Origin of the sequence: Acinetobacter genomosp. 15BJ (assembly GCF_000400715.1) — a bacterium.
In the GTDB taxonomy this organism is placed as follows: Bacteria; Pseudomonadota; Gammaproteobacteria; order Pseudomonadales; family Moraxellaceae; genus Acinetobacter.
The window spans coordinates 179,329-196,186 of the sequence record NZ_KE007346.1; the positions used below are offsets into that span (position 1 = coordinate 179,329).

Below are 16,858 nucleotides of genomic sequence, written 5' to 3' on the forward strand. Positions count from 1 at the left end.
CCCTCAAATTTAAAGCGTATCGAATTTTACATGTCAGATATTAAAACTCTCCGTAACATTGCCATTATTGCGCACGTCGATCATGGTAAGACGACTCTAGTCGACAAACTTTTACAACAATCAGGTGCTCTTGGTGATCGCGCAGGCGAGATTGAACGTGTTATGGATTCTAACGCGCTTGAGTCTGAACGTGGTATTACCATTCTTGCAAAAAACACTGCAATCAAATGGTTAGACGCACGTACAAACACCGAATACCGCATTAACATTGTGGACACCCCGGGACACGCCGACTTCGGTGGTGAAGTGGAACGTGTAATGTCGATGGTTGACTGCGTATTGCTTCTTGTAGACTCTCAAGAAGGTCCAATGCCGCAAACTCGTTTCGTAACGCAAAAAGCGTTCGCGCGTGGTTTGAAGCCAATCGTGATTATCAACAAAGTCGACAAGCCAAGCGCGCGTCCAGACTGGGTAATCGATCAAGTATTTGATTTGTTTGATAACCTTGGTGGTACTGACGAACAGTTAGACTTCCCAATCGTTTATGCTTCAGGCTTACGTGGTGTTGCTGGTCCTTCACCAGAAGAATTAGCGGAAGACATGACGCCGTTGTTCCAAACCATCGTAGATATCGTTGAACCACCAGCAGTTGATGTTGATGGTCCATTCCAAATGCAGATTTCATCACTTGACTATAACAGTTTCGTAGGTGTAATCGGTGTTGGTCGTATCCAACGCGGTTCAGTAAAATTGAACACTCAAGTGACTGTAATTGATAAAGAAGGTAAGACTCGTAACGGTCGTATCTTAAAAATCATGGGTTACCACGGTTTAGAGCGTGTTGATGTAGAATCTGCATCAGCAGGTGACATTATCTGTATTACAGGTATTGATGCATTAAACATTTCTGACACGATTTGTGATCCGAAAAATGTAGAAGCTTTACCGCCATTGTCTGTAGATGAACCTACAGTTTCGATGACATTCCAAGTGAATAACTCACCGTTCGCTGGTAAAGAAGGTAAATTTGTTACTTCACGTAACATCCGTGAACGTCTTGATCGCGAATTGATTCACAACGTGGCATTACGTGTTGAAGATACTGACAGCCCAGACCGTTTCAAGGTTTCTGGTCGTGGTGAACTTCACCTTTCAGTATTAATTGAAAACATGCGTCGTGAAGGCTTTGAAATGGGCGTATCACGTCCACAAGTAATCATGAAAGAAATCGATGGCGAAAAACAAGAGCCATTTGAAAATGTAACTTTTGACGTTGAAGAACAACACCAAGGTTCTGTAATGGAACAAATGGGCTTCCGTAAAGGCGAAATGACCAATATGGAAGTTGACGGTAAAGGCCGTATCCGTATTGAAGCAACTGTACCTTCACGTGGTTTGATTGGTTTCCGTTCTGAATTCTTGACCATGACTTCTGGTACAGGAATCATGACTTCTAGCTTCTCGCATTACGGTCCAGCAAAAGCAGGTACTGTTGCGAAGCGTCAAAATGGTGTATTGATCTCTATGGTTCAAGGTACTTGCTTGGGCTATGCACTCTTCACACTTCAAGACCGTGGTCGTTTATTCGCTAAACCACAGTTAGAAGTATATGAAGGTATGATCATCGGTATTAACTCTCGTTCTGATGATATGGTTGTTAACCCAACTAAAGCGAAGCAGTTAACTAACGTTCGTGCATCAGGTACTGATGAAGCTTTGACTTTGACACCTGCAATGGAATACACGCTTGAACAAGCGCTTGAATTCATTGAAGATGATGAATTAGTTGAAGTAACTCCAAAATCGATTCGTATTCGTAAGCGTTACTTAACTGAAAACGAACGTAAGCGTAACCGCGATAAATAATTTTTCTTCACTGAAAAATGAAAAAACCGCTAAATTTATTTAGCGGTTTTTTATTGCATAAATCAGAGGGGAGGGACATGCTTAAACACATATTTTTATTAAAATAAAAAGTGTTGTTAAAGTGTGAAATAACTTTCTTTTTTTGATAAAAATATTAAATTAACAACATTATGTGAATAACTGCGGCTGTGTAATAAACAATGCAAAAACAGACCGCGATCAAGTTCAACTCTGGAGAGTTATAGATGAGTATTATTAAAGAATTTAAAGAATTTGCCATCAAAGGCAACATGATGGATTTAGCGATTGGTGTCATCATTGGTGGCGCTTTCGGTAAAATCATTGATTCATTAGTGAAAGATATCGTCATGCCAGTGATTTCATGGATCTTGGGTGGTGATGTTGATTATAGTAATTGGTTCCTTGTATTGGGAGACAATCCGAACAATGTGACGACTTTGAAAGCAGCACAGGATGCGGGACTTAATATCTTTGCCTATGGTAACTTCTTAACCATCCTGATTAACTTCTTATTATTAGCATGGGTTGTATTCTTGTTGGTGAAAGTCATGAACCGTATTCGTAAACAAGAGGCTGCTGCTCCTGAGCCAGAAGCAACACCAGAAGATGTTCAATTGTTACGTGAAATTCGTGATGAGTTGAAAAAACAAGGTTAATTTATCTTGAATAAAAAGCGGCATTTTATATGCCGTTTTTTATTGTCTAGTGGAATAGGATATTGCTGAATAATGATGTGAAAATAATTGTTATTACATAGAAAAGTTGCTGCTTTCATTTTAAGATGCTTTGCATATCGCGAGGGAATCAACAATATGAACCGATTATTTGTATATGGCACTTTATGCCCAAATCGAGAAAATGCACATATCCTAGAGGGAATTGGTGGAGGTTGGCAGCAGGCTTCGGTGCATGGAAGCATTCATATTCTCGATTGGGGGCCAGATCAAGGTTTGCCTGCGATTGTTTTGAATGACCAAGACCCGTTAGTTGAGGGGTATGTGTTTAGTACAGATAAATTAGAACAAAACTGGCAAATGTTAGATGACTTTGAAGGGATGCAATATCAAAGAACCGTTGTAGAAGTCAAATTGTCTTCAGGCGAAACAACCCAAGCATGGACGTATGTGATGAAAGAATAGCTCTAAGTTTTTGATCGGGATATTCATAAGTTATTTAATGTCATACCATTTATATTCATATTCTTCACCAATATAATCTTCTTTATCGTTCCATATTAGGTAACTATCCTTTAATTCGGAAAGCTTCCTAAAAAGGTTTCCTAAACGATTGATATCACTTGGTAGAGTGTGAATGTAAAACTCTGAGTTAGATGTATGAGGTGAAAGTAAGTTGTTACAAAATTTTATATGTATAGCCGATTGGCCAAAAGGGCTTGTTAAAAAAGCACGTAACAGAAAATAGTATGCAAAGTTATCTTCTTTCTTTTCAGAACCAATTTCATATAAGAAGAGATCGTTGGAATGGCGTGGAAAATTTTCTAGTCCTGACGCAATAGTAAGAAGATCATTCGAGTTATGGTATAACTCGAATTTTAAGCTTTGAATGTTGTTTGAAATGTCCCAATGAAGTTCCAAATGATAAGGTTCTTCATAGGGAATTCTTTTAATTTTGATATGATATGTCATCAAGCTCCTCCATGAGATTAAAACTGAAAAGAATTTATCTCAAACCATCCATACGGAATTTTACTTCGACCAGATGGAAGCCAAACTGACTTTTAATCGGACCATGTAAAATACGCTCTGCTGCGCTAAAGACCAGTTTATCGATCACAGGGACCAGCTGACCTTTTTTCACTTCACCGAGTTCACCACCACGTTTTGCTGAATTACAGGTTGAATATTGTTTGGCGACCTTACTGAAATCCGCACCCGACTGAATGCGTTTTTTCAGCTGCTCGGCCAAGTCTTTGTCTTTCACTAGAATATGTCGAACAATCGCAGTTTGCATGATGTGTTCCCCTTCGTACATCTCATAAGCTTACGCTTTTTTTAACTTCAGTGGCTGGCATTGTGGACAGAATACACTGGCACGCTGACCTAATTTCATGTTTTCCAATGTAGTTTCACAATTCACACACATTTCACCTGCACGACCATAGGCCAAAAGCGTTTGCTGAAAATAACCATTTTCACCCATGGCATTGCTATAGTCTCGTAAAGTTGACCCACCTAAATCAATTGCTTGTTTTAAGATGCGTTTAACCTCAATGACCAACTTTTCCACTTGTGTTTTGCTCAGCGTCGAAGCAGGTTGTGCTGGATGAACCCCGATGTTGAATAAACTTTCAGTCGCATAAATATTGCCGACACCAACCACCACATGATTATCCATTAAAGCAATTTTAATGCCGACATTCTTTTTACTCAGTTTTTCACAGAGATAAGCTGCATTAAAATCTTCGCTTAATGGTTCGGGGCCAAGTGTGTCGATCAGTTTGCTTTGATTCTGTTGGTCTAACCACAAAATACAGCCAAAGCGACGTGGGTCGTGGTAGCGTAATTGCAGATCTTCAAAATCAATCACCAGATGATCATGCTTTCTGAGTGCTTCATTGGGTTCACATAAACGAAAGCTGCCAGACATGCCCAGATGCCAGAGCATATGGTCTTGTTCAAATTCAGCTAAAATGTATTTAGAGCGACGTTTAAGTTGAGTTAAACGTTGTCCAACCAGTTTTTCGAGATCGTTCGGAATCGGCCAACGTAAACTTGCATTCAAGACTTTGACTGCTTGAACACGTTGTTGCAACAGCGGCAGCAGGCTGGTTTTGGTGGTTTCAACTTCAGGAAGTTCGGGCATAGAAAGCTCAAGTTGTTTCAACAACAATACAATGAGGGCAAATGTTTCACTTACAATTATGACGGTATTTAATTTTATTTACCAATGCCGATCAGTAACCAGATTATTGATGGTTTCGGCTAAAGTTAATGATGTAAGACAAATATAAAATAATCAGATGCTTACTTTTAAAAATCATCCTTTCGAAATTTTTGAGAAATAAGGAATCTTCATGCCTTCACTGAAAATTAACCTTTTATACGGTTGCGTCGCAATGTGTATGGGGGCGGGTAGTAGTGCTGTCTGGGCAGTTGAATCAGATGCAGATCAAGCAGTGCAGCTTCCAACGATCAAAGTTGAAGCGACACGAACCAATACCACTTATATGCAAACCCCTGCATCGATCTTTAGAGTAGATATGCCTCAAAATGATCAATCTGCGCAGGTGAACTTAACCGAAGTGGTGAAAGGGATTCCAAGTGTTCAATTACGCAATCGCGAGAATTATGCGCAGGACTTGCAGCTTTCGATGCGTGGTTTTGGTGCGCGTTCTACCTTTGGTGTGCGTGGGATCCGCTTATATACCGATGGTATTCCAGCAACAATGCCAGATGGGCAGGGCCAAACCTCAAATATTGATTTAAGTAGCCTCAGTCATCTTGAAGTATTAACCGGTCCATTTTCATCACTGTATGGCAACTCATCAGGTGGAGCAATTTTGGCGACAACTAGAGAGGGACAGGGTAAAGATTCGATTGAGATGAGTTATGCGGGTGGCAGCCATAACAAGAATCGTGCAGGTTTGGTACTACAGGGCGGTGCAAAACATCAAAATGAACCGAGCTATATCATCAGTTCCTCGTATTTTGATACCGATGGCTATCGTGAGCATAGCAGTGCAGAAAAAGTCTTAAATAATGCGAAACTGACGTGGAACTTGGATGATGGCAGTAAAATTAATTGGATCACCAACTATGTCAAGATTCATGCCGATGATCCCCAAGGCTTAAATAGAACTCAATGGCAGCAAAACCCGCGTCAGGTGAATGATGCGAATAATGTATATAACGTTCGTAAAGATATTGAACAAACACAAACGGGTGTGACTTGGTCTAAACCAATTAATGATCAGCATGAGCTGTATGCCATGGCTTATTTGGGCAATCGTCAGGTGACTCAATATCAATCAATTCCCCAATCCGCGCAAAGAAATCCTAATCATGCAGGTGGTGTGATTGATTTTGAACGTAATTATTACGGTGCTGATTTTCGCTGGACAGGCAAAGAACTGTTGCCGAATACCACTTTTAGTGCAGGGCTTGCTGTTGATAGCATGGATGAAGACCGTAAAGGTTATGAAAACTTTAATCTTATTAATGGCTCGCCGTCTTATGGGGTAAAAGGCTCATTGCGTCGTAATGAAGATAATACTTTGTGGAATGTTGATCCCTATTTGCAAGCCTCTTGGCAGTTTTTACCGACTTGGCGCTTAGATGCGGGTGTACGCTATAGTAATGTACATTACAAATCCAAGGATCACTATTTAAGTAACGGTAATGATAGTGATAAAACGGATTATAACAAGGTGTTGCCATCAGCTGCTTTAAGTTGGCAAATTGCACCTGAGTTATTGGCCTATGCTAGCTATGCCAAAGGCTTTGAAACACCGACTTTCACAGAAATGGCTTATCAAGCTGATCCTAAAAAGTCTGGGTTTAACTTTGATCTAAAACCATCGACCAGCGATAACTATGAACTCGGCGTAAAATCACAAAACCAGCTCGGCGATTTTACTTTGGCTATTTTCCAGAGCAAAACCAAAGATGATATTGTTTCAGCAGGTACTTCTGATGGTCGTTCAACTTTTAGAAATGCTGATAAAACAACACGTCAAGGTGCTGAATTCGCATGGAATAAAAAGCTCTGGAAAGACTTAGAAATGAATGCCAGTTATGGTTATTTGGATGCCAAATTTGATGCTGCTATTCCAGCGATCGGTGCTGTAAAGGCTGTTGAAAAGGGCAATGCAATCCCTGGTGTGGCTAAAAACCAAGCCTTTGTGGGATTGGCGTGGAAACCAGAGCAAGGTTTCTATGCAGGTATTGATGCTCAGTATCTAGACAAGGTCTATGTTGATGACATCAATAGTGATGCAGCACCAAGTTATACCGTTGCATCAGTCTACACGGGATATGCATGGAAATACGTAGATTGGGGTATTAATGGCTTTGCACGTGTCGATAACCTGTTTGATAAAAACTATGCGGGTTCTGTGATTGTGAATGATAGCAATAGCCGTTTCTTCGAACCTGCGGATGGGCGGAACTGGAGTGCGGGGATTAAAGTCAGCAAACAATTCTAAGTGAAAAGAGCAGCATTTATTATGCTGCTCTTTGTTTTCTACTTTTTAGTTGCTGCTTTTTTTGCTGCCATTGCTTCTTCAACCTTGGCTAAAGATTCTTTCGCATTGGGGTAGTTTGCTTCAGCTAAACGAGAAAAAATATTTTTTGCCTGCTCTAAATCTTGATCAATAATATTGCCATTAGCAAGCATGTTTCCCAAAATCATCAGAGATGGCGCATAACCTTTCTTGGACAGGTCTTTTAAGCTCTCAACAGCTTGTTGTTGCATGAATGGATTTTTATTCTTTACGCCAATGCCAAGGTCATATACTGCTTTTAAATTCTTCGCTGGATAATAGTCCTTTCGAAGTAAAGGGAGTAACCTCTGAATGGCAATTTGGTCATATTCAGGTTTTCCTTGTCTGAATAATAAATCAGCAAACTCAACAGTTGCTTCATCTGAGCCTTGAGTCGAGGCCTTATCTAAATACTCTTTATATTTTTGCGGATTTTTAGCAAGGCCAAGTGTACCTTTGTGATAGGCTTGAGCTAGGCTGAAGCTGGCTGGTCCATAACCTTTATTAGATGCATCTTGATAATATTGAATGGCTTTCTTTTCATCTTTTGCAGTACCTTGGCCCATTTGAGTCATATAACCAAGATTATAGACAGCTTGTTGATTACCCGTTGTGGCTAAGCGTTGCATTTCCTGAAAGGCAGCAGGGTAATCCTTTGCATCGTAGAGTTGAGTCGCTTTAGTAAATGCAGGATCCGGTTTAATCGTTGACGTTTTAGGGTCAGCTGCAAATGTTGTGTAGCTTGCAATCGTCATTAAACTTGCGATAAGCAATTTTTTCATGTTTATTTTTCCTTTCATGTTGATCTGCTTTCATCCTTTGCATAGCAGAACTCAATATGCTGTTCCCATCATAAAAGTTTGGTTAAAAATGTAAATAAGGATTTTGTATAAATCTTAGCAAATGGAAGAGACGGAACTGGAACTTTATTTTTATTTAGTTGTTTAAAGTTAATGTCTTACGTTGAAAAATATGAAAGAAGGCTTGAGGTTTTTTGTGGCAAAAAAGTCAACAAGCCTTCATATTTAATCTTTATTTTTGGGGGCTGGCTTCTTGTAAAAGTTGCTCAATCTGTTCTGCATTTTGAGGGCTACCTGAGAGTCGCATCCCATTTTGCAAAAATAAAGTTGGTGTTCCATCGATTTGTAATTTTTGACCTAGGGCGAGATTCTTCTGTATTGGAGTCTCACATTGTGCAGCATTTTTAGGTGCCTTACGGTGCAGCATATAATCTTCCCAAGCTTCATACGGATTTTTCGAACACCAAATTTTATTCGCAATCGTTTCTGCTTGAGGATGTAGTCTCTTTAACGGGAACAAGAACAGATACACGGTGACATTATCAACTGAAGTCATGTGTTGCTCGAGCTTTTGGCAATAAGGACAATCAGGGTCGCTAAAGACATAGAGGATACGTTCCCCATTACCTTTTACGTATTTAATTGCCTGATCGAGTGGCAGTTGTTTGACATCAATTTTACCAAATTCAGCTAAGCGCTCTTCGGTTAGATTCTTCTTATTTTTGACATCGAGGAGGTTACCAAAGAATAGGTATTTGGCTGTTTCATCGGTATAGATAATTTTACCCGCGGCATAGACTTCATAAATACCCGGTAAAGGAGAGGGACTGACTGATTTGACTGGAATTTCAGGGTAATTCTGTTTGAAGTTTCGTTCCAGTGTTTTGCTATCGGCATGCAGGCTTTGTACGCAGAGAAGGCTCAGGCTGAGTACAGATAACCATGTTTTGATCATTATTTTCATGAGAAATCGGTTGTATTGAGAATAGGTGAACAATAACCTTCATTTTGATTCTCGACAAGAATGATCGCTAAACTTTATTTCAAATAAGGCTGCATTGCCAATTGCAGCAATTCGATTAGTTCAGCATCCATGTAGTGATAGTCATCTGGAATATCGAGCACAAACACTTTCTTATGCATAAGTTGTTTGGAATATTGTTCTTTGATCTGTTGCTTGTGTCGAGACTCCATCACAAAGATTTGTTCCGCCCAAGCAATATCTTTTAACGAGAGGGTATGTTTGGCGTGACGGCTGGTTCCCGCTGAACGGGTACTTAGACCGTACCCTTGAGCGAAAATACGTTCGGCTGTAGGACTGCGCCATTGATTGCGGCTACAAATGAAAAGAGTGTTCAGTATGTTAAATCCAATAGTTGAAATCAGCTTCACGTAAATATTTTGCTTTGGAAATTCGAGGATATTCAATTCTTAATTGTCTGGCACGTGCAAGTTTGTCTTGTCGCGTATACAGATATTTCCATTGTTTAGGAGGCTTCCAACAGAAAGAACTATGCCTACAGTCTCGACCACGAAATAGAAATTTTTGTTTACGTCGCCACGCTCGATTACGTGGTTGTGGTACTTCATCCATATTAAAAAACTCATGAGTTGATCGGATTCAGCAACCGCGATAACACATGAGTTTTTAATATAAAATCAAGGCCTGATTTTTACAAGTATTTAGCTTGGTCTTGCTACATCACCATTAAGCGTTTCTGGTAAATCTAAAACGGTTACGCCGAGTTCTTCTAAAGCAGCGGGTTTTGCAATGACCAATGCTAAATAGCCTTCTTCATATCCAATACTATTCACCACCTCAACATCTTTATTAAGTTGAGTTGCAGAGGCAGGAAGATCACCTTTGGCTTGGATTAAATGAAGCCAGTGTTTTGGTTTGGCTTTAAACCAAAGACGTGCCACGATTTCCTGACCAAGGTAACAGCCTTTATCGAAATGCACACCGTCACGTTGATGTAAACGTAATTCTTGAGGTTGGAATAAATGTTCTGTTGTTTGGGTAATCCAAGCCTGTCCAGACTGGATTGCTTGAATTTGCCAAGTCGTGATATCTGTAGCTGTTGCAGAGAACTCGGTTTGTGTGTCGACAACAGTTGGATAAACTGTTCCAACTTCTTCTAACTTCATTTTAGAAAAAGCACCAAACTTTTTAATGTGTTTAGAAAACTCTTCAGCCTGATCTTGAGTAGTCACAAGTTCAAAACTTTCTGGATTTAATCTTTTAATCCATAAACCAAAATGAATACGTCCTTTTAAATCACAAATAGCAGTATAGCGACTTTCATTTTCAGGCAAGCGTTCTACATGAACCGTCACTTGACCTTGTAAAAATTTTTGTGCATCGACACCATTTAAACTAAAAGCAGTAAAACCAAGCTGACTCATAGATCAATCCTAAATCTGTGTTCTGAACACTAAAATATGGATTGTTATTTTGCGCCATTTTTCACAAAAAAGCAGCTTGAGATTCTCGATATTCGTGCTCAAATGAGCGATTGAAGGCATAGCTTTTGTACAATAAATCGCTATGATGAATCGATCCAACAGAATAATAGTGATATTGGAGAATAATAATGACAGGTACAGTTCGATTACATCGCGTATTTAATGCGCCACCTGCACGTGTGTATAACGCATTTCTTGATGCTGATGCATTGGTTAAATGGCTACCACCGCATGGATTTACCGCGAAAGTTCATCATTTAGATCCACAACAAGGTGGAACCTATAAAATGTCATTTACCAATTTCTCAACTGGGAGTTCGCATTCTTTTGGTGGAACCTATGTTGAGCTGGTACCCAATGAACTTCTACGTTATACCGATCGCTTTGACGATCCGAATTTACTGGGTGACATTCAAGTCACAATTCAATTGAAGCAAGTGCTTGTCGGTACAGAAATACAGATTACACAAGAGGGAATCCCTGATGTGATTCCTGTAGAGGCCTGTTATCTGGGTTGGCAAGAGTCACTTTATTTATTGGGCTTATTGGTGCAAGCAGATATACCAGATCAATAAGGAAAACAGCTTAAATCTTAAATACAGAGTTTTGATGATCATTACATCGGGGGATGCTATGTCAGAACAAGCGATTGTTGAACGCCGTGAACAACTTGCGCGTATTGCTATGCGTGAAGCTTTGGAAAATCAACAAGCCGAAGATAGTGTGGAGTTGTTTATTCAACACCATCTGGAGGAAGTGGAGCCAACATATTGGAAAAAGCATTTTGCAACTTCAACGCCATCACCTATACAGGTGTTAGAGTTTTTGGTGCTTGCTCATCAGTGGGAAGATGGGGACTTAGACAGTTATGATATGCTGGATTTTACCTTACCAGACGAAATCACCAACTATGTGATCTGTGTGAGCTTTGATGCAAAAGGGCAGGTCGTAGATATATCAATGGAAAGTTGAACGGATAAGGTGCTGGAGAGTCATGTGCAAATCGAGATCAAACGTATTTATGATCCTGTAGAGTCAAGCGATGGGCAGCGTGTACTGGTTGATCGTTTGTGGCCAAGAGGAATCTCTAAAGAGCGTGCGCATTTGGATGTATGGCTGAAGGAAATTGCACCTTCTACAGAATTGCGGCAAGCATTTTGTCATAAAGCTGAGCACTGGCTCAGCTTTCAAGAGGGGTATTATCAAGAGCTTAAAGATAATCCGTATGTGCACCAACTCCGAGAAATGGCAGCACAACAGCAATTGACACTGATTTATGCAGCGAAAGATCCTGAGCTGAATCATGCTTTGGTACTTAAAAATTATTTACTTGGCAAAGCGATTCAAGCCTAAATTTTGAAAAACTGCGTCTATCCATCATAATAGTCGTTTTGAGTTTCTTTTATGTCTTTTCCACGTTGTCCACAATGCCAATCAGAATATACTTACCAAGATGGCGACTTATTGATTTGTCCTGAATGTTCACATGAATGGCAGGAAGGGGAAGCATCGGCTTCGGAATTGCAAGACATTATTAAAGATGCCAACGGGAATGTATTGGCCGATGGTGATAGCGTTACGGTTGTTAAAGATTTAAAAATTAAAGGTTCATCATCTGTCGTTAAAGTGGGAACGAAGGTAAAAAGTATTCGTTTAGTGCCTGATGCCAGCGATGGCCATAACATTGATTGTAAAATTGATGGGGTAGGTGCCATGAAATTAAAATCTGAATTTGTGAAAAAAGTTTAAATTTTTATTTAGGAGCATGAAAATGCTCCTTTTTTATTAATTACATAAATTACCAAAAATGAACAAAATTTAATCTTCTTAAACGGCAATTGCTGATCTATATTGATGATATAACAAACAACAGTAACTCCAAAAATAGAGGTCTTTATGTCAGGATGGTTTGAAGTCAGTCAGGCGAGTGATGGGCAATATCGCTTCGTATTAAAAGCAGGAAATAGTGAGACTGTTTTAACAAGTGAATTATATAAAACCAAAGCTGCTGCATTGAATGGGATTGCATCAGTACAAAAAAATAGTCCTGATGATGGTCGTTATGAACGATTAACGTCTAAAAATGATAAACCATACTTTAATTTGAAAGCTGCAAACCATCAGGTGATTGGTAACAGCCAGTTGTACTCAAGTGAGCAATCGCGTGATAAAGGCATTGAGTCTGTGAAAAAGAATGGACCATCAGAAACCATTAAAGATTTAACTGCTTAAACTCAATAAAAAAGCCGTTTCAATGAAACGGCTTTTTTATGTTTAGAATTTAGATTAGCGAACAAGTTTTGCTAATAATTCTTCTTTATTGAGATTACTTGATTCAGCATCGCGACGACCTTTGTACTCGAAAGTACCAGCATCCAAACCTTTTTCACCAATCACGATACGGTGTGGAATACCCATCAACTCGAGATCAGAGAATTTCACGCCTGGGCGTTCGTTGCGATCATCTAGTAATACGTCATAGCCTTGTGCTTGTAATTCAGCATAGAGTGCTTCAGCTGCTTCAAGTGTACGAGGTGATTTATGCGCATTCATTGGCACAATTGCAACTTCAAAAGGTGCAATGGCTTGTGGCCAAATAATACCTTTATCATCAAAGTTTTGTTCAATTGCCGCAGCGACAACACGAGTGACGCCGATGCCATAACAACCCATGGTCACGGTAAATGGCTTGCCATCTTCACCTAAGACTTTACAGCCCAAAGCTTCCGAATACTTTGTACCGAGTTGGAAAATATGACCAACTTCAATACCACGTTTAATTTGGATCGTACCTTTACCATCTGGAGAAGGGTCACCTTCAACCACATTGCGCAGATCAAACACTTCTGTGAACTTCGCATCGCGGTCCCAGTTTACACCCGTTGCATGCTTATCGACTTCATTTGCACCCGCCACAAAGTCAGACAATACCGATGCAGCACGATCCACAATCACTGTTAAGCCTTTTTCAAGCAGACCTTGTGGACCACAGAAACCAGCTGTTAGACCGTGTTGTTGCAATTGTTCTTCAGTTGCAAATGCTAAAGGTGCTGCAATCAATGGATGCTTTTCAGCTTTAATATCATTGAGTTCATGGTCGCCACGGAGGAACAACGCAACAACTGGGGTATTGCCTTTGTCGTCAGTTGGACCTTGTACTAGTAATGCCTTAACAGACTGTTTTGCATCAGTATTTAAGTACTGGCAAACATCAGCAATGGTTTTTTGATTTGGTGTATCAACTAAGGTTAATGTCTGAGTTGCTGCAGCACGCTCACCCACTAAAAGTGCTTCTGCCATTTCAACGTTCGCGGCAAAGTCAGATTCTGTCGAGAATGCGATGTCATCTTCACCACTTGACGCAAGTACATGGAATTCATGCGATGCTGAACCACCAATTGAACCAGTGTCTGCTTGTACTGGACGGAAGTCCAAACCTAGACGGGTAAAGATACGGCTATAGGTGTCATACATGACATCATAGGTTTCTTGTAGTGATGCTTGATCCGCATGGAAAGAATAAGCATCTTTCATGATGAATTCACGCGAGCGCATCACACCAAACCGTGGGCGAATTTCGTCACGGAATTTGGTTTGAATTTGATAAAAATTCAATGGCAGTTGCTTATAGCTTTTCAGCTCGTTACGCGCCAAGTCGGTAATCACTTCTTCGTGAGTTGGACCAAGCACGAAAGGATTGTCATGACGATCTTTAAAACGTAATAACTCAGGGCCGTATTGTTCGAAACGACCAGATTCTTCCCAAAGCGCAGCAGGTTGCGTGACAGGCATGAACACTTCTAATGCGCCAGAACGGTTCATTTCTTCGCGAACAATGGCATCCACTTTCTTTAAAACGCGCGTTCCCATGGGCAACCAAGAGTATAAGCCAGAAGCTAATTTACGAATCATCCCCGCACGTAACATGAGCTGGTGTGAAATCACTTCAGCATCATTTGGGGTTTCTCTTAACGTTGCAAATAAAAAGCGGCTTGCGCGCATGGAAACTGTCCTAAAGTTAAGTGTTATTTAAAAGGTGCTATAAAATGAGCAAAATAATGCGCTTAGTTTTAAGCAATGAGCATTATGACATGAAACAGTCAATTTCGCGCAGTATATAGCACTGGCATACGGTTAAATATTGAAATTGTTTAAAAATTAATATTGAGATGGTAAGGGATTTATAGCAGATTTAGAGATTAGGTTGAGCCGAGTGTATTTAAGCGATTGATAATATCGCTATATTCAACTTCAGTCTTGTGATAGGCATTGCGTAGGCTTTCAACTGTTTTTTTGACGTTTTCAATATTTTGAGCATTGTTCTCAAGATTGCTTTTAAGCTGTGCTGGTAGCATTTCACCTTTGCGGTGATATTCCATTTCTTGACGCTTAAAACCAATCTTGTCTTTTTGCAATTGTTGTAATTGCTCTTGTTGGTAGTTTAGCTGTTTTTTCAAGTTGGCTAAAATTTGATCACGTTTTGCTGCTGCAATTTGCGGACTACCATAGGCACGTTTTAGCCTTAAGTCCTGTTCACGACGACGTGCGAGAGACTCGCGTTGAGCAGATTGCTGAACATCGGCAGCTGCATTATAAGCCCGATTGCGTTTAATCACTTGCATATTGCGGTCGAGAGCTTCATAGCCATATCGAATATGTTCAGGGCTGACAGAGGTACTGACATTAGCTACGCCGTTTTTGTCATAATAACGATACCAAACGGGTTTAACCTGTTCAGTTGCGGCAAAAGTGGAACTGCTGACAAAGAGCAATAGAAAAAAACAACAAATGTAACTACGAGTAATCGTTGTAAAGTGACGAATGCGGAAACCGCACTTTAACGAACCAGTCATTACATTCCCCGTAAAAAAGTTAATTAAATCACTTATTTTTAAATAATAATCAGTTGTATATTAGTGCTAATTTAGACATTTAAAAATAGTTATTCAGCAAAAAAAATAGGAATTTAATCAAAAGTGTGAACTGTTTGTGATTGTTAAGCGAAACTGATAGGTTGGTTCAAAAAACTTCATTGATAATGCAAGTAAAGATATGTTAAAAATATCAACTAATCTGTATAAAACAAATTAAACCAACCATAGTTTGTATTGAGTATTGGGGCAGGACAATAAATGGACGATAAATTTCAAAATTTAAAGGTGATGGTGATTGACGATTCAAAAACGATTCGCCGTACAGCTGAGACCTTATTACAACGTGAAGGTTGTGAAGTGATCACTGCGGTTGATGGCTTTGAAGCATTGTCAAAAATTGCAGAAGCCAATCCAGATATCGTTTTTGTAGACATCATGATGCCTCGTTTAGACGGTTATCAAACCTGTGCATTAATCAAAAACTCTCTAAAGTATCAAAATATTCCAGTAATTATGTTGTCAAGCAAAGACGGTTTGTTTGATCAAGCGAAAGGGCGTGTTGTGGGGTCGGATGAATATTTAACCAAGCCATTTAGTAAAGATGAATTGTTAAATGCGATTCGCAACCACGTTAGCGCATAAAATTTAAGATTGAGGAAAAAATGGCTCGTATACTTATTGTAGATGATTCACCTACTGAAACATTTCGCTTTAGAGAAATTTTGACGAAGCACGGTTATGACGTTATTGAAGCGACCAATGGTGCTGACGGGGTCACTATGGCTCAAGCAGAATTGCCTGACTTGGTGTTGATGGATGTCGTGATGCCAGGGATGAATGGCTTTCAGGCAACACGCCAGATTAGTAAGGGCAAAGACACACAGCATATTCCTGTTGTAATCGTGAGTACCAAAGATCAGGCAACAGACCGTGTATGGGGTAAACGTCAAGGGGCTTGCGATTATTTGACTAAGCCGATTGATGAACAGCAGCTTATTGATGTAATTAAACAATTATTAAGTTAATTTTTTGCTCAAGATGAGCCTTCTCAATACGGGATAGGGTATGGCAGCAAATGGATTTATCGAATTGCTTCGTTTATCCAAGCGAGGCAATAAACAATACACTTCAACTCAAAATGAAGTCAGCCGTTGGTCTGGTATCGCATTTGAGATGTTAGGGCAATATTTTGTTGCGCCTTTAGGGGAAATTTCGGAGGTAATTTATCCTCCGAAATATACACCAGTACCAAATACTCAGGCGTGGGTGCGTGGTTTGGCCAATATTCGTGGACGACTACTTTCAGTTTCTGATTTAACACATTTTATTTCAGGACAACGAAGTCAGTTTTCCCCAACGCAAAAAGTGATTTGTATTAGCCATCAAGACCATTATGTGGGGTTGGTCGTCGATCAGGTTTTGGGGATTCAACACTTTAATAAAAAGAGTTTTTTCTCTCAAAATAATGAGCTGGATAATAAATTGAAAGATTATTGCCAAGGTCATTTCCATCAACATAATCAACAATGGCACGTGTTTTTATTGAGTCGATTGCTCAGCAATCCACAATACATGAATGCATCAATAAAATTTATAAACTAATTTATACG

Annotated in this window: 22 protein-coding genes; 12 read left to right on the forward strand and 10 right to left on the reverse strand. The window is 39.7% G+C overall.

The window, feature by feature from the left end:
* The first annotated feature begins 30 nt into the window (after positions 1-30).
* The 3 genes from typA to F896_RS15790 all read left to right on the forward strand — a co-directional run bounded on the left by typA (position 31) and on the right by F896_RS15790 (position 3,026).
* Positions 31-1,866: a translational GTPase TypA gene (typA, locus tag F896_RS15800; protein WP_017402215.1), complete on the forward strand. Its 1,836-nt coding sequence runs from the start codon at positions 31-33 to the stop codon at positions 1,864-1,866.
* Positions 1,867-2,111: 245 nt separating this feature from the next.
* Positions 2,112-2,543, forward strand: a complete 432-nt coding sequence (gene mscL / locus F896_RS15795) for a large conductance mechanosensitive channel protein MscL (RefSeq protein ID WP_016162679.1) — start codon at positions 2,112-2,114, stop codon at positions 2,541-2,543.
* A gap of 156 nt (positions 2,544-2,699) precedes the next feature.
* Entirely contained in the window at positions 2,700-3,026 is a 327-nt protein-coding gene (locus F896_RS15790) for a gamma-glutamylcyclotransferase family protein (protein ID WP_016162680.1), read from the forward strand.
* 30 nt (positions 3,027-3,056) lie between these two features.
* On the opposite strand, the gene F896_RS15785 is transcribed toward F896_RS15790, so the two are convergent.
* Genes F896_RS15785 through mutM form a run of 3 tightly spaced genes read right to left on the reverse strand, consistent with a single transcriptional unit; the run spans position 3,057 to position 4,710 of the window.
* On the reverse strand, positions 3,057-3,533 hold the full coding sequence (locus tag F896_RS15785; protein ID WP_016162681.1) for a hypothetical protein: 477 nt from the start codon (positions 3,531-3,533) through the stop codon (positions 3,057-3,059).
* 34 nt (positions 3,534-3,567) lie between these two features.
* Positions 3,568-3,858: a peptidylprolyl isomerase gene (locus tag F896_RS15780; protein ID WP_004802898.1), complete on the reverse strand. Its 291-nt coding sequence runs from the start codon at positions 3,856-3,858 to the stop codon at positions 3,568-3,570.
* Positions 3,859-3,888: 30 nt separating this feature from the next.
* Positions 3,889-4,710 (reverse strand): bifunctional DNA-formamidopyrimidine glycosylase/DNA-(apurinic or apyrimidinic site) lyase, encoded by an 822-nt coding sequence (gene mutM / locus F896_RS15775; RefSeq protein ID WP_016162682.1) that lies wholly within the window; start codon positions 4,708-4,710, stop codon positions 3,889-3,891.
* A gap of 211 nt (positions 4,711-4,921) precedes the next feature.
* Here mutM and F896_RS15770 point away from each other — a divergent pair, with 211 nt between their 5' ends.
* Positions 4,922-7,051, forward strand: coding sequence for a TonB-dependent receptor (locus F896_RS15770; protein WP_016162683.1), 2,130 nt, complete (start codon positions 4,922-4,924; stop codon positions 7,049-7,051).
* A 38-nt stretch (positions 7,052-7,089) separates the two neighbouring features.
* Here the strand turns inward: F896_RS15770 and F896_RS15765 are convergent, their stop codons facing one another.
* From F896_RS15765 to F896_RS15745, 5 genes are all read right to left on the reverse strand, one after another.
* Complete coding sequence (locus tag F896_RS15765) at positions 7,090-7,890, reverse strand: tetratricopeptide repeat protein (protein ID WP_016162684.1); 801 nt, start codon at positions 7,888-7,890, stop codon at positions 7,090-7,092.
* Between the two features lie 250 nt (positions 7,891-8,140).
* On the reverse strand, positions 8,141-8,863 hold the full coding sequence (locus F896_RS15760) for a DsbC family protein (protein ID WP_032882031.1): 723 nt from the start codon (positions 8,861-8,863) through the stop codon (positions 8,141-8,143).
* Between the two features lie 83 nt (positions 8,864-8,946).
* Positions 8,947-9,267: a low molecular weight protein tyrosine phosphatase family protein gene (locus F896_RS15755; protein ID WP_032882063.1), complete on the reverse strand. Its 321-nt coding sequence runs from the start codon at positions 9,265-9,267 to the stop codon at positions 8,947-8,949.
* Between the two features lie 4 nt (positions 9,268-9,271).
* A complete protein-coding gene (locus tag F896_RS15750; protein ID WP_016162687.1) occupies positions 9,272-9,502 on the reverse strand; it encodes a hypothetical protein in 231 nt (76 codons plus the stop codon).
* Between the two features lie 89 nt (positions 9,503-9,591).
* The gene (locus F896_RS15745) at positions 9,592-10,314 is read right to left on the reverse strand and encodes a CAF17-like 4Fe-4S cluster assembly/insertion protein YgfZ (RefSeq protein WP_016162688.1); all 723 of its coding nucleotides are present in this window, start codon (positions 10,312-10,314) and stop codon (positions 9,592-9,594) included.
* Between the two features lie 182 nt (positions 10,315-10,496).
* Between F896_RS15745 and F896_RS15740 the strand changes: the two genes are divergently transcribed.
* The 5 genes from F896_RS15740 (at position 10,497) to F896_RS15720 (ending at position 12,606) form a co-directional block, all read left to right on the forward strand.
* Entirely contained in the window at positions 10,497-10,949 is a 453-nt protein-coding gene (locus F896_RS15740) for an SRPBCC family protein (RefSeq protein WP_171069647.1), read from the forward strand.
* 34 nt (positions 10,950-10,983) lie between these two features.
* Complete coding sequence (locus tag F896_RS15735; protein WP_016162690.1) at positions 10,984-11,346, forward strand: DUF2004 domain-containing protein; 363 nt, start codon at positions 10,984-10,986, stop codon at positions 11,344-11,346.
* A gap of 24 nt (positions 11,347-11,370) precedes the next feature.
* Positions 11,371-11,727 carry a DUF488 domain-containing protein gene (locus F896_RS15730; protein WP_016162691.1) on the forward strand — a complete coding sequence of 119 codons (357 nt, stop codon included), beginning with the start codon at positions 11,371-11,373 and terminating at the stop codon, positions 11,725-11,727.
* Between the two features lie 51 nt (positions 11,728-11,778).
* Positions 11,779-12,123 (forward strand): zinc ribbon domain-containing protein YjdM, encoded by a 345-nt coding sequence (locus tag F896_RS15725; RefSeq protein ID WP_016162692.1) that lies wholly within the window; start codon positions 11,779-11,781, stop codon positions 12,121-12,123.
* A 147-nt stretch (positions 12,124-12,270) separates the two neighbouring features.
* The gene (locus F896_RS15720) at positions 12,271-12,606 is read left to right on the forward strand and encodes a YegP family protein (RefSeq protein WP_016162693.1); all 336 of its coding nucleotides are present in this window, start codon (positions 12,271-12,273) and stop codon (positions 12,604-12,606) included.
* Positions 12,607-12,660: 54 nt separating this feature from the next.
* On the opposite strand, the gene F896_RS15715 is transcribed toward F896_RS15720, so the two are convergent.
* Together F896_RS15715 and F896_RS15710 are read right to left on the reverse strand one after the other, a co-directional pair.
* A complete protein-coding gene (locus tag F896_RS15715; RefSeq protein ID WP_016162694.1) occupies positions 12,661-14,376 on the reverse strand; it encodes a proline--tRNA ligase in 1,716 nt (571 codons plus the stop codon).
* 197 nt (positions 14,377-14,573) lie between these two features.
* Entirely contained in the window at positions 14,574-15,227 is a 654-nt protein-coding gene (locus tag F896_RS15710) for a hypothetical protein (protein WP_016162695.1), read from the reverse strand.
* Positions 15,228-15,506: 279 nt separating this feature from the next.
* Here F896_RS15710 and pilG point away from each other — a divergent pair, with 279 nt between their 5' ends.
* Genes pilG through F896_RS15695 form a run of 3 tightly spaced genes read left to right on the forward strand, consistent with a single transcriptional unit; the run spans position 15,507 to position 16,850 of the window.
* A complete protein-coding gene (gene pilG / locus F896_RS15705) occupies positions 15,507-15,890 on the forward strand; it encodes a twitching motility response regulator PilG (RefSeq protein ID WP_016162696.1) in 384 nt (127 codons plus the stop codon).
* Positions 15,891-15,910: 20 nt separating this feature from the next.
* Positions 15,911-16,273, forward strand: a complete 363-nt coding sequence (locus F896_RS15700; protein WP_004652355.1) for a response regulator — start codon at positions 15,911-15,913, stop codon at positions 16,271-16,273.
* Between the two features lie 40 nt (positions 16,274-16,313).
* Positions 16,314-16,850: a chemotaxis protein CheW gene (locus tag F896_RS15695; RefSeq protein WP_005206065.1), complete on the forward strand. Its 537-nt coding sequence runs from the start codon at positions 16,314-16,316 to the stop codon at positions 16,848-16,850.
* Positions 16,851-16,858 lie beyond the last annotated feature (8 nt).

What these genes read in the sequence shown, in the direction of transcription:
- F896_RS15720 (WP_016162693.1), top strand. Translation starts at nt 12,271, where the DNA reads ATGTCAGGATGGTTTGAAGTCAGTCAGGCGAGTGATGGGCAATATCGC.
- F896_RS15715 (WP_016162694.1), bottom strand. Translation starts at nt 14,376, where the DNA reads ATGCGCGCAAGCCGCTTTTTATTTGCAACGTTAAGAGAAACCCCAAAT.
- F896_RS15725 (WP_016162692.1), top strand. Translation starts at nt 11,779, where the DNA reads ATGTCTTTTCCACGTTGTCCACAATGCCAATCAGAATATACTTACCAA.
- F896_RS15770 (WP_016162683.1), top strand. Translation starts at nt 4,922, where the DNA reads ATGCCTTCACTGAAAATTAACCTTTTATACGGTTGCGTCGCAATGTGT.
- typA (WP_017402215.1), top strand. Translation starts at nt 31, where the DNA reads ATGTCAGATATTAAAACTCTCCGTAACATTGCCATTATTGCGCACGTC.
- F896_RS15760 (WP_032882031.1), bottom strand. Translation starts at nt 8,863, where the DNA reads ATGATCAAAACATGGTTATCTGTACTCAGCCTGAGCCTTCTCTGCGTA.
- F896_RS15735 (WP_016162690.1), top strand. Translation starts at nt 10,984, where the DNA reads ATGATCATTACATCGGGGGATGCTATGTCAGAACAAGCGATTGTTGAA.
- F896_RS15780 (WP_004802898.1), bottom strand. Translation starts at nt 3,858, where the DNA reads ATGCAAACTGCGATTGTTCGACATATTCTAGTGAAAGACAAAGACTTG.
- mscL (WP_016162679.1), top strand. Translation starts at nt 2,112, where the DNA reads ATGAGTATTATTAAAGAATTTAAAGAATTTGCCATCAAAGGCAACATG.
- F896_RS15700 (WP_004652355.1), top strand. Translation starts at nt 15,911, where the DNA reads ATGGCTCGTATACTTATTGTAGATGATTCACCTACTGAAACATTTCGC.
- F896_RS15745 (WP_016162688.1), bottom strand. Translation starts at nt 10,314, where the DNA reads ATGAGTCAGCTTGGTTTTACTGCTTTTAGTTTAAATGGTGTCGATGCA.
- F896_RS15750 (WP_016162687.1), bottom strand. Translation starts at nt 9,502, where the DNA reads ATGGATGAAGTACCACAACCACGTAATCGAGCGTGGCGACGTAAACAA.
- mutM (WP_016162682.1), bottom strand. Translation starts at nt 4,710, where the DNA reads ATGCCCGAACTTCCTGAAGTTGAAACCACCAAAACCAGCCTGCTGCCG.
- F896_RS15790 (WP_016162680.1), top strand. Translation starts at nt 2,700, where the DNA reads ATGAACCGATTATTTGTATATGGCACTTTATGCCCAAATCGAGAAAAT.
- F896_RS15765 (WP_016162684.1), bottom strand. Translation starts at nt 7,890, where the DNA reads ATGAAAAAATTGCTTATCGCAAGTTTAATGACGATTGCAAGCTACACA.
- F896_RS15710 (WP_016162695.1), bottom strand. Translation starts at nt 15,227, where the DNA reads ATGACTGGTTCGTTAAAGTGCGGTTTCCGCATTCGTCACTTTACAACG.
- pilG (WP_016162696.1), top strand. Translation starts at nt 15,507, where the DNA reads ATGGACGATAAATTTCAAAATTTAAAGGTGATGGTGATTGACGATTCA.
- F896_RS15785 (WP_016162681.1), bottom strand. Translation starts at nt 3,533, where the DNA reads ATGACATATCATATCAAAATTAAAAGAATTCCCTATGAAGAACCTTAT.
- F896_RS15695 (WP_005206065.1), top strand. Translation starts at nt 16,314, where the DNA reads ATGGCAGCAAATGGATTTATCGAATTGCTTCGTTTATCCAAGCGAGGC.